The sequence below is a fragment of the Paraglaciecola sp. 2405UD69-4 genome (genome assembly GCF_047525415.1).
Classification (GTDB): domain Bacteria; phylum Pseudomonadota; class Gammaproteobacteria; order Enterobacterales; family Alteromonadaceae; genus Paraglaciecola.
Genome location: NZ_JBLIXM010000002.1, coordinates 928388 through 940554, shown reverse-complemented (window position 1 = coordinate 940554; position 12167 = coordinate 928388). Strand labels below are relative to the sequence as shown.

Genomic DNA, 12167 nt, shown 5'->3' with positions numbered 1-12167 from the left:
TTATGTCTAGCTGTGTGGTTTTTAGGGTTGATGCAAACCCGACTATAGGTCTTGGTCACTTGATGAGATCCCTTGCTGTGGCACAGGGACTGTATCGAGAAGGGATCAAGCTAGTGTTCGCAATTACCGATAGCACTCAACATTATTGCCAGAGTCGTCAAGACTGGGTTGGGGAAGTACATATATTGCCAACTACTTCTAAACAAGTTGAGCTAGCTTCATTGTCTTCACTTTGCCATAACGTGGAGGCAAAGTGGCTCATTCTAGATGGTTATGATTTTGATTGTGAGTATCGCAATGAGCTAAATAAAATAGGCTGCAAACTTGGGATATTTGACGATGGTTTATTATGTAAATCCCAGAGTGTTGAACCTAATTTAAACCTGCTTATAAACTGGTCTACCGGGGCTGAACATTTACCTTATGACAAATATGCACCTAATGCTTATTTATGTGTGGGGGATAGCTATCGAGTTTTGAGAGAAGAGTTCTACCAATCTGAACTAGAGTTCTATGAGCATAGAAAATCTTTATTGCTTATGTTTGGCGGTAGTGACCCTTTTAAATTTACACTCCCTTTATTGCAAGAGTTGGCAGCTTTACAAGCTGATATGCCAATAACCGTAGTGACAGGGGCTGGATACCAAGCATTGCCTCAGTTAATTGCATTTATCCAAGCTTCTTCGTTGTCTGTTAGTCATCACCATGACAGCCAAAATATTGCGCAACTGATGGGGAAAGCTCGTTTAGCTATATCTGCCGCTGGAGCTAGTCAATTTGAGTTACTTACCTGTTTGACGCCATCTGTATTAGTGATTGTTGCTGAAAATCAAGTATTTGCCAGTCAGCAAGCAAAAGAGCAGGGGTGGTGTGAGCTTGTAGGGAGTCATAATGTGGAAGCTAAATCTTTGATTAAAGGTATCGCTCAATCTGCAGTTAATTTATGGGAAAACTCAGCCAAGCTAAATTTTATGCATCAAAATACTAAAATACATTCAAACTTATCTGGTATTCAGAAAATCATAAAGGCGATGTTTTGATAGTGGTCAATGACTTACTAAAAACGAAAAGTGAACACTTCTTTGTTCCTTTAACTGCGGATTATCTAAATTTAGTTTTAAAATGGCGAAACAGTGAGCGCGTGCGGGTAAATATGCACACTAGTACGCCAATTACTCAAAGTGAGCATGAAAATTGGTTTGCTGCATTAAATGAAGATCAAAATCGCCAGTGTTGGATTTACTGTCAGCATCAAAGGCCAGTTGGAGTGTTAAACTTTAGTCAGGTAAAAACTGCCCATATTGAATGGGGGTGTTATTTAGGTGAAATAGATATTTTACCTGGTAGTGGCTTAGTCCTGGAGTGGGCAGCTTTGAATTGGGCTATGCAGCAAAGTAGCTGTTTAACCTTAGATGCCGAAGTTTTATCCTTTAATCGCTCTGCTTTAAAGCTACATAAATTATTTGGCTATGAAAAAATAAAAAGTGAGCAAGGGGGAGTTAGAGTGCTGCAAGATTGCGGCATAGAAGAGCCCTATCAAGTTCACTTTTTTAGTTATGCTACCAAAAAGTGGAAAGATGAGCAGTTCAAAGTATTGGCTAGAATGCCCAAACCTATTCAAAAGGCTATTAGCCAAATTCAATTTTTAGAGAAGGAATAACAGTGGTGGATATAGAGCAAGTCGTAAGAAATGCCATGATTGAAGTGGCAGAAATTAGTGACTGTAAACTTGTTACAGCAATTGAAGCTGATACTGTGTTGTTGGAGTCAGGTCTTGATTCTCTGGGGTATGCCATGCTGGTGGGGCAGTTAGAAGAAGAATTGGGAATAGATCCTTTTACTGAAATGGCCATAACTATATATCCTTCTACATTTGCAGAGTTTGTCGCTATTTATCAACAAGGTTTCGCTCGTAAGTCTGTCTAATGTCTACATTTGAGAGCGGGCTACATAGCCTTAATAAGCAAAGTCAAATTATTACAGATGCTGACAAGGTAACGGCAGAGCTACTTCTAGCAGAGGCCCTTGCTTTGCGCACGGCTTTTGCAAAGCTTAAAGCGAAAAGTGTGGCGGTTGTAAACACTGATTCAATTTCATTTGTCACAGCTTTGATTGCGTTTGATGGTTTCTGTGAAAAAATTTATTTATGCTCTAGGGATTCAGTTAAAGATACCCCTCAGGATGTCTATCGCTGGTCTGTAAAAAGTATTAGTGATTTTACTGAAGTTACTCAAGGGGGGGAACTATCCCAACCCCTACAAACCAAATGGTACCTAGCTTCTTCAGGCACCTCTGGAAAGCCTAAGTGGTTTTCTCACAGTTTTAATAACCTCATTAGTCAAATTCGGGTATCTGACACGCTAAAAAACTTATGTTGGGCAAACTTATATGAGCCCCACAGATTTGCTGGTTTACAGGTTTTACTACAGGCTTTATTGAGTGGGGCAAGCTTAGTGGTAACAGAGCAGACTAGTCTCATTGATAAAGTTAAGATATTCGCCCAGCAAGGCGTCTCAGCAATATCTGCCACCCCTAGCATGTGGCGGCAGCTGTTAATGACCAATCAATTACAAAGCTTATCTCTTTCTAATATAACCCTAGGCGGTGAAATAGCCGACCAAGGGATACTCGATTCTTTAAGTTATATTTTCCCCAAAGCTAATATTCGTCATATTTATGCTTCGACAGAAGCTGGCGTTGGCTTTGTTGTATCTGATAAAAGAGCAGGTTTTCCTAAGTCTTGGCTACAAGAAGGAGTTAATAGTGCTGAGTTGATGGTTGATGACAATCAGCATCTGCGAATTAAACCTAAAGGTGAACTTGATAAGAGCCTTGCTGCACTTATTGATAGTAATGGATTTCTTGATACTCAAGATAGAGTCGACTTACTAAATGATAGAGTACTCTTTTTAGGTAGAGCCAGTGGCATTATTAATGTGGGTGGCAATAAAGTACACCCAGAAAAAGTTGAGTCGGTGCTGTTATCAGTAGACGGGGTGCAACAAAGTAGAGTTTATGCCAAAGCAAATAGTGTTTTAGGCGCTTTGGTAGAAGCAGATATTGTTATAGGTAAAAGTTTTGACTGGAGCTCAGTACTCAAAAATATTCGAGAAGAATGTAAGTTACAGCTGCAACGCTTTGAAATACCTGTAAAATTAACGCAAGTGGCAAATATTAGAGTTAACTCATCAGGTAAATTATCTCGGAGTAATGTAAATGACTGACTATGTGATAGTGACAGGTGCTAGTAAAGGCTTAGGGCTTGCCACAAGTAAAGCACTTCTCAGTGAAGGCTATCACCTTGTAGCCATAGCACGTACTTTGTCTGATGAATTACAGGTTTTGACAGAAACGTACCCAGGAGTATGTCATTTTGTAAAAGCAGACCTCTGTGAGTTAGATAACATACCCGAACTTTGCCGTCAGATTACGAAACAGTTCGGTCGCCCCTATGGTTTAATTAATAATGCTGCAGTTGGCCATGACGGTGTGCTAGCGACTATGCCAAATCTTGATATAGATAATATAATGCGATTGAATGTTCAGGCTCCAATGCTGTTAAGCAAGTACTTGTTACGGTCAATGCTGCTGAATCGCAAGGGACGAATCATTAATATCTCATCAATTATCGCTAAAACTGGTTTTAATGGTTTAAGCGTTTATGGTGCAAGTAAAGCTGCCCTGGAAGGGTTCACAAAGTCACTAGCAAGAGAAGTTGGTAAAGCTGGAGTGACAGTAAACTGCGTCGCACCTGGTTATATGCAAACGGATATGACTAACAGCCTACAAGGTGAAAAGTTAGAATCAGTAAAGCGTCGTAGCCCCTTAGGGAAGCTTGCAACAGTAGAAGATGTCGCTGCTATGATTGTGTTTGTTATGAGTAAGCAAGCCGCTGCAATAACAGGCACAGTGATGACTGTTGATGCAGGAAGTACAGCTTAGTTTTGTAAGTTAAAGCTCTTCAAAAAGTAGTCGATAACTATAGTAGTGAATACCAAACTTCGAAACTTAAAAGGAAATGAAATGCACGGCGCATGTCAGCCAATGTTTAATGTAGTTATTTTTGGAGCCAGCTTATCTGGACGCTCTGCATTGTCGGCCATTTCTGAAGAATTTAACGTTTTAGCTTTTGCTGACAACGATGTATCTAAGCATGGAATTAATATTCAAAATATCCCTGTTATACCACCGGATAAAATAGGGGAGTTACAGCCAGATAAAATTCTTATCGCAAGTGAATTTTTTGAACAAATAAAAATTCAGTTAATGGAACTTATTCCTAGTATTGAAGTAGAAGTATTACCTGCTCGGGTAATTAAACCCATTCAGTTAAAAAACTCACATCGCCAAGGCCAAACTGCTGTAGATATATTATTGTTATTATCTAAACAATTGAGAGCACATGAAGTTCCACATTATATAGATGCTGGTACTTTATTAGGAGTTTATAGAGATAATGCCCTTATACCTTGGGATGATGATTTAGATTTTGCTATTGATGCGGACTATTTAAATCTCAGTATAAACGTAATAGAACAGCAACTTCCTAGCTTATCTACAATAACAGGCGTAGCTTGGACCTTACATCAATATATTAATCAACAAGCCTACGGGGCTGTCCCAGCGGGAGCTATTCGAGCGCTAAAGTTGCTACCAAATGATGACTCTGGGGGTTTTCCGGGAATCGATTTTTTTGTTAAGTATATACATGGGGAGTATATGGATTATTGTTTAGCATCCCGTGGTTTTCGGATGCCAGCTAAACATTTTATAGACCCCAAACCTTACTCTTTTTCTAATGGTATCGTCTATTTTCCATGCGATGTGGAGGACTATTTAAGTGGACATTATGGGGATTGGCGTACTCCAAAACAAGATTGGTCATTAAGTGATATTAGATCTGCGACTGTATTTACTGCTGAGAGTTAAATGAAAACAATTATTACCTATGGCACCTTTGATTTACTCCATGTTGGTCATGTTAATTTATTGGAAAGGCTAAGAGCTTTGGGAGATAAACTTATTGTGGGTGTGTCTACCGATGAATTTAATCTTTTAAAAGGCAAGCAGTGTATTTACGGGTACGCTGAACGGGCAAGGATTGTTGGGGCATTAGGCTGTGTTGATTTAGTAATTCCAGAAAATAATTGGTCTCAGAAAAGTGGGGATATCAAAAAGTATAATATTGATTTATTTGGTATTGGCGCAGATTGGCAAGGTAAATTTGATGAGCTACAGACTTTGTGTGAGGTCATATATTTGCCACGTACTCCTAGTATTTCAACAACAAGCCTAAAAAAAGCACTATCGCAAATAGACAGTGAAGCAATCCAAAAAATCAAACAAGGATTGGATGGGGTGTTGGATATTGTAAAAGCACTAGAATAGGTGATTTTATAATGGTTGGTGTTTTGCAATATATTGGACGAAGAGAAAGAGTTAAAAAGCCGTTATGGAAATAATATGTCATCACAAATAGAGCAGCTTGGTCTTAAACCTGGACAGTCCGTTTATATAACCCCATTTACCCCCATGTCAGAAAAACTTAAGCGTTATCTGGAGCAAGACTCCAGTATCAATTTTTTAGGTTTTGTGGATAAAAGTAAGCAGGGCCAAGATATCATCTCTCCTGATGATTTAGCTCAGAAAAAATTCGATAAAGTACTTATTATTTCCCCTAATTATGGGTTAGAAATAAACAAAGCTTTGAAACATATCGGCCTTGCCAATTCACAACGACAGTTGGTGATTTATAATGAGGGTTTCCGACAAATATCTAACTTCAAATTATGGTGGCAAAAAACCAATAACAGTGCTTTGCCGCGAATCCATTTAGTATTACAGCGATATTTTAAAAAATACATGCAACGCGATAACACCGTACTATTTTTAGGGCAGGGGTTTATTGACCTTAACATCAAACAGCTCTATTTGTACTTTGAAAATCAGCAAAGTATTAATGCGGTAATAGCCACCGACAATAAAAGTCAAATCGCGTTGTTAAAACCTCTTGGTTTCAAGATAGTCGACATTAACTCATGGTTATTCATTTTTTACAGCCTAAGATCTAAACTGATGGTGTTAGATCATAACCCCATCACCCAAGATTTACGCTACGCAATTAATGACGCGAAAACCATTCAAATATGGCATGGTATTCCCCTAAAAAAAATTGGTCACCTAGCCAATTACAAAGCCGTGAAATATGATTTAGTTATATCAACTTCAGATTTTGTGACAGATTACGCCTTTTCAAAAATTTTTGATTATAAAAGAATTATTAACTCTGGGTATCCCAGAAACGATGTACTATTTGAACAAGGCGATAATAAAAAAAGTTTAGCGCTGGTTGATCAAGATATATATGCTTGGGCGAAAACTTCAAATAATAAACTGATTGTTTATACCCCAACATGGCGTGGGGACTCTTTTGATAACAACCCCATCAATCTAGACAGTTTAAACAAGTTTGCTTTGCAACATGATTTACTTATTGTATTGAAGATGCACCCTTTCATTCGTCCAGAATCATTTTTTGATTCAATGGAAAATGAGGATTATCAGTTTACACCAGACTATCAACACAATATTGTTTTTTACCCAAGTACGAATGATATTTATCCGCTCCTAGCCATGTCATCGTTATTAATTACAGATTATTCCTCGATCTATTTTGACTACCTGCTTTTAGATAAACCTATTGTATTTTTTGTTTATGACAAGGAGGAGTACGTAAAGCGTCACGGTGATTTTATGCTAGATTTTGACAAAAACACTCCCGGTTTGAAACCTGCAAACTTATTGAATCTGTTTGACAGTATTTTAAGTTCATTAAAACAAGACCAATATGTAAAGCAAAGGCATAACCTGCTTGAAAAACTTTATGAGCCTAAAAATATTGGAAATAGTTCAGCCGTTATTTTTGCCGAAGCTGCAAAGTTGCTGACCGAGAAATGTTGATATTTAACTCAGATTTTTATTATTCACACCGCTTTAAAGGGACGCTTTATGTCTGTATTGATCGCTAACATTAACTCTTTCATTGAAGATCATGACATTAAAGTGGTGTCTTTTGATTTGTTTGATACGTTAATTTATCGAAAAGTATCTAAACCTACAGATATTTTTTCTCACGTGTATGCCAAGGTTAAAGATGAACTTCTATTAGGGTTACATGATAAAGAATTTCAGGAGTTGAGGTTTTTTGCTGAAAAAGAGGCGAAATATAATGTGCCTAGTAATGAGGTCTCACTTGAGGAAATATATGATTACATGCCTTTTTCGCAATCAATTAAAGCTGCATTACTGAAAAGTGAATTAGAGACTGAAGCTCTATATGGTTTTTTATATGAGCCCCTGTTGAATCTAATAACTGAGTTAAAAGCTCAAGGAATTCAGATTTTATTTTTGTCTGATATGTATCTTAGTAAAGAGCAGATTCACAAAACATTTTTTGATCAAAATAAGTGGGTTTGCGATATCCCACTATACGTATCATCAGAATATAAAAAAAATAAAGCATCAGGGCAATTGTTTCATTATGTAAAAGAGCAACTTAGTTTGGAGTATTCTGAATGGCTACATGTTGGGGATAATCTAAAGTCGGATTTTGAAGTACCTAATAAAATTGGCTTACATGCTATTTACGCTGGAGGGAGACTTAGTAGTACTCAAATTCTTAAAACTGAAAAGTTTATTTCTCCTTCAGGATTCACCTGCAACTCTATTAGGCAAATAGCTGTTACTCATAAAAAGGATAAGACGTATGCTTTAGTTGAACCAAAAGCATTCGAATTAGGTGCTTTTGTGTGGGGACCTGCGCTTTTTGCGTTCTCTGATTGGGTTATTGATAAGACTATCAGTGTAAAAAGCTCTACAATTTTGTGCCTAATGCGTGAAGCTGAAGTTTTTGTTCCGCTTATCTCTTTGAGGCTATCACAGAGAAATATAAAGCATATAGTAGTCAAAAAGCTCTTTGCTTCCCGTAAATCCACTATTTGGCCCTCTATAAATCTTGATTCAATTAATTGGTTTAATGACCTAATTGCGCTGTTAGTTTCTAGACGAGGGTACACAGTTGACGACTTTTATCGTGACTTTCAGCTTATCCCTGATGCACTGCATAGTAAATTTAAATCTGAATTCATGAAAAGTTCTGATGGCCTATTTTATGGCGGCCGTAGCATACTTAATTGCCTTATTGAATTAGCGACGAATAACATCGCTAAAATAGAAAAAATAATTAAGCAACAAAAGGTGAGGTTCACTTCATATTATAGTTCACAAATTTCTGTTCCATATCAAGAATGTACAGTTGTAGATTTTGGTTATGGTGGGACTATCCAACATAACCTACAAATGATTTTTGACCAACATAGTGCTGCAAATCTATTATTTGTTTCATCTGATAGAGTTTATAAGCATGCTAAAACAACAGCTTACATTAGTTTTATAAATGCAGGTACAGATACTAATCATTTAAGGCGACTTCTCTGTAGGTCATCTGAGTGTATTGAAGCATTTTTACTAGGTGATTACGGAACAACGCTGAGTTATGGGGATGATCCTAAAGGAACGCCAATATTAGCACCCAAACTTAAAGAGAATACTTCCCCAGTAAAAGCATTTTTGGCAGGGACAATAGAGTATGTTAATTGCCATCACCAACTAGGTTTTCATAAAATTAACCTTTCAGAGGTTATGAGTATATTACTGCGCTACGTTCAATATCCAACCAAATACGAAGCCGAGTTATTTACCCAAATTAAGCAGCAAGATAATTTCGGTTCGGATAATTCTTATGCAGTGATTAGCAATGAACAGCTCGAATTGGTAAAACGACTCGGTGTTGAAAGTGTGTATCTTGAATTCAGTAGGAATATAAAATGGAAAATTGACAATCTTCATTGGCCTCAAGCAATGCTGAATTTGTTGTCAGAAGAGTTTATGCAAAAACAACATGGCCTATTGCTTATGGATACAGATAATGATGCTGCTGAGCTAGCGGATAGAATTTTGAGACGAGGGTGGACTAATTTTACTGTTTATGGTGCTGGAGTATTTTTCGAAAAATTACTTCCGCACTTAAATAAAAATGATCTCATAGTGGATATGGTGATAGATCGTAAAGCTGAAATATTTGGACCATTTCAACATTTAGGATATGAGGTTGTGTCACTAAACCAGGCAATAAAATCGAATTGTAAGAATATTGTAATATGCTCTAAACGCTTTAAAGATGAAATTGCGCAGAATATTTATAAAAAGTCGGGTGAGTTTAGTTGTAACACAATGAAGATTATAAGTTTATAAAACACCCTAATTCTTGTTTAGGCGTAAAACTGAAATTCAATAAATTTTGTGACGGTTTAAATTAAATGGGAGTTTTAAAAATGCACGACCCCGCTTCAATTAAAAATTCTTTTGATTTAAGTGTAATTATTCCTGTTTTTGACGCGGAACAGTACCTTTCAAGAGCGCTACAATCTATTTATACTAGCTCACTTACATCATTCGAAGTGATTATTGTTGACGACTATTCACCTGGAAACTGCCAAGATATTATAGCTTGTTACCCTGATATTAAGTATATAAAACATACATATAATAGAGGATTATTTGCAGCTAGAAAAACTGGAATAGAGGCTGCTAATGGAGAGTATATAGTACATTTGGATCCTGACGATTGGGTTCAGAAAGATATATACTATGAAGCATTGAAAAAAGCTCAAATATGTGATTTAGATATCGTAATTTTCGGTGTAGAGGAATGCAACATCGAAGGTAGTACCTGGTCTTCACCAAATAATACCTTGTCGAGTAGAAACTATATTTCGGGACATGAAATACTTCAACGAATTTTAATGCTGCCAAACGCATGGGTTTGGCATATTGCAGTAAACAAGTTAGTTCGTCGTACATGTGCAATAGAAACGTTAAAGCGATTATCTGGAGTCCCCAGAGTAAATATGTTTGAGGATTTATTATGGTCTGTTTTTTTATTTTTCGATAATAAATATAATCAAAAAATATCAGTTCTTTCTACTTTGGGCTATCGTTATTTCAGACATGAAAAGTCTATAACTCTTGCTCAAAATAGTCGAGCTGCTTCTAAGCGATTATATGACGGATTAATAGTTAGAAACATAATATTAAAAGCATTAGGAAACAACTCATCTGAAATTTTACCGTTTATAGATGTGAGGCTTCTTCGAACTTTTAATGGAAACAAAAAGAGAATTAGTTTTATTGGAGAAATTAAAACACCAGTAAAGTACTTTAAGTTGATATTAAATTATTACACTCTAAAGTGTAATTTGAAAAGACACTCCTGTGAAAGTCTAATCATCAAAGAGTTTGATCTTTCTAAAATTTCACCGACGGCTAAAGTTTATATATTCGGTAGTGGCAAGTTAGCTAAACTTATAGCAAAAAAAATAATTAAAGAGAGTAAGCAGTTATCGGGATTTATCAGCACCTTTCCAACTCCTAGTCCAGTGGAAAGAATCCCCATGTTCGACATTGATGTTATAAAAGGTTGTAATATAGATGATGTGGTAATTATTGGTTCGGTCGGTTCTACTAAAGCCATTTATGACTCAATAAAAGAGCATTCTGAAGTAGTTACTGCAGTCAGCGCTTATGGGGAAAATGAGTATGCTACTCCTTGACGCTTTTCTTGAGAGAAATGAAAAATTGAAACCATTTAAAAAAAAGATTTTTATTAGTTATGACTTTCTTACAACGCAGGTTTTTGTTGGGAAAAGAGGACTTGAGAGGTTAGACTTTTTCGTTGAAATATTAACTAAAGTTGGTGCAGAAGTAACATTAGATACTAGTTTAAATAATGCTTTTCCAATTGAAGAGTTTTATCAGTTAAACAATAAAACTTATAGCAATAAGTTGTTAAATTATATAGAGCCTGATATATCCTGTCTGCGTTCACGAAAACTAGTTGAAAGTTATATTGGTAAAAGTGATTTGTTTATCGGTTATGAGTTATCACAAAGTACTCGAAATTATTTTGATCATTTAGGTTTACGATATATCGATATTTGGTTGTCTCCATTGAGGTTTGGTAAAGACATTTTCTTCTCATTTTATTCAAATAATACTGCTATTCAATCAAAGCTAATATCTTACCAAATAGAAAACGATGTGCTTATCCATGAAGCCAACATATTAAGTGCCTATTGTGAACATTTTAAAAAAAGCCATTTAACCTTAGTAAATAATAGTGCTCTCTTAATTGGTCAATTGTTTGTGGATAAAGCCTGTCAAGATGGTGATAGGTTTTTAACGTTGCTAGATTTTCCGCTTGAATTGCAAAAGTTATCGGCAAGTTATAACAAGTTATACCTCTTAAAACACCCTCTAATGTCAGAAAATGATTTTAGAAAAATTGTTGATGGTTTGAATAATTTAGGTCTCGAAAACGTTGAGTACCTGCAAAATGAAAACGTTTATCAACTACTATCCATGAAACAGATTGATGTAGTTGTTGCGTTGTCATCTTCGGTTTTGAAAGAAGCTAGATTTTTTGGCAAAAAATCTATTTATTTATTTAGACCAACGTTAAATCAAAATTATATAGATATATACAAAGAGTTTTTTACGTCAACTTTTTGGAAAGATATTTTATCTATTGATGATAAAAAGAAATCATGGGAATACCTCAATTTTGATAATTTTTTACGACTCAAGTTTGATGCTTTTTATGCGTATAAGCTATTTTCTCAAGAGTTAGTAAGTACTTCTTCATTACGTCACAAAAATATAGTTTACAATTCATTGGTTCAAATAGGGCAAAATTTAGAATGTTTGTCGATACGGAATAAAATTGTTCTTTATGGGGTTGGAAGTATAGGAAGGCTGTTGTTTCCTTATTTAAAGCCACAAATCCGCGGTGTAATTGATAAAGAATTAAGTTTAGACTATGAAGGCGTGCCAGTTTTGGAGCCTGCAGATTTAATTGATGGCGACGTAGTATTGATATCTGCATTTAAATATACACATGAGATCACCTTACAGTTGAAAAATTCTAAATTGCAGCTAGAAATTGTTCCTCTTTATTAGAGTAAAAAGTTGTGTAAATTTTTATTAAAAAATGAACTTTTTATCTGGTAGTTCAGTTTCTTTTAAATATGCCGATAACAACCTAATTGACC

Annotated in this window: 11 protein-coding genes; all 11 read left to right on the top strand. The window is 35.9% G+C overall.

What is annotated here, in order from left to right; translation table 11 throughout:
* The first annotated feature begins 2 nt into the window (after positions 1-2).
* The 11 genes from pseG (at position 3) to ACMUMK_RS10510 (ending at position 12075) form a co-directional block, all read left to right on the top strand.
* Entirely contained in the window at positions 3-1040 is a 1038-nt protein-coding gene (gene pseG, locus ACMUMK_RS10560) for a UDP-2,4-diacetamido-2,4,6-trideoxy-beta-L-altropyranose hydrolase (protein ID WP_414701079.1), read from the top strand.
* 2 nt (positions 1041-1042) lie between these two features.
* Positions 1043-1660 carry a UDP-4-amino-4,6-dideoxy-N-acetyl-beta-L-altrosamine N-acetyltransferase gene (pseH, locus tag ACMUMK_RS10555; protein WP_414701406.1) on the top strand — a complete coding sequence of 206 codons (618 nt, stop codon included), beginning with the start codon at positions 1043-1045 and terminating at the stop codon, positions 1658-1660.
* A gap of 5 nt (positions 1661-1665) precedes the next feature.
* Positions 1666-1926, top strand: coding sequence for an acyl carrier protein (locus tag ACMUMK_RS10550; RefSeq protein WP_414701078.1), 261 nt, complete (start codon positions 1666-1668; stop codon positions 1924-1926).
* Positions 1926-3224 carry an AMP-binding protein gene (locus ACMUMK_RS10545; protein ID WP_414701077.1) on the top strand — a complete coding sequence of 433 codons (1299 nt, stop codon included), beginning with the start codon at positions 1926-1928 and terminating at the stop codon, positions 3222-3224. The genes ACMUMK_RS10550 and ACMUMK_RS10545 overlap by 1 nt, the downstream gene beginning before the upstream one ends.
* On the top strand, positions 3217-3942 hold the full coding sequence (locus tag ACMUMK_RS10540; protein WP_414701076.1) for an SDR family NAD(P)-dependent oxidoreductase: 726 nt from the start codon (positions 3217-3219) through the stop codon (positions 3940-3942). Before ACMUMK_RS10545 ends, ACMUMK_RS10540 begins: the two co-directional genes overlap by 8 nt.
* Positions 3943-4023: 81 nt before the next feature.
* Complete coding sequence (locus ACMUMK_RS10535) at positions 4024-4929, top strand: LicD family protein (protein ID WP_414701075.1); 906 nt, start codon at positions 4024-4026, stop codon at positions 4927-4929.
* Positions 4930-5388 (top strand): adenylyltransferase/cytidyltransferase family protein, encoded by a 459-nt coding sequence (locus ACMUMK_RS10530; protein WP_414701074.1) that lies wholly within the window; start codon positions 4930-4932, stop codon positions 5386-5388.
* A 75-nt stretch (positions 5389-5463) separates the two neighbouring features.
* Positions 5464-6960: a CDP-glycerol glycerophosphotransferase family protein gene (locus tag ACMUMK_RS10525; protein ID WP_414701073.1), complete on the top strand. Its 1497-nt coding sequence runs from the start codon at positions 5464-5466 to the stop codon at positions 6958-6960.
* Between the two features lie 105 nt (positions 6961-7065).
* A complete protein-coding gene (locus ACMUMK_RS10520) occupies positions 7066-9312 on the top strand; it encodes an HAD family hydrolase (RefSeq protein WP_414701072.1) in 2247 nt (748 codons plus the stop codon).
* Between the two features lie 80 nt (positions 9313-9392).
* Positions 9393-10670 carry a glycosyltransferase family 2 protein gene (locus tag ACMUMK_RS10515; protein WP_414701071.1) on the top strand — a complete coding sequence of 426 codons (1278 nt, stop codon included), beginning with the start codon at positions 9393-9395 and terminating at the stop codon, positions 10668-10670.
* Entirely contained in the window at positions 10657-12075 is a 1419-nt protein-coding gene (locus ACMUMK_RS10510) for a hypothetical protein (protein WP_414701070.1), read from the top strand. The genes ACMUMK_RS10515 and ACMUMK_RS10510 overlap by 14 nt, the downstream gene beginning before the upstream one ends.
* Positions 12076-12167 lie beyond the last annotated feature (92 nt).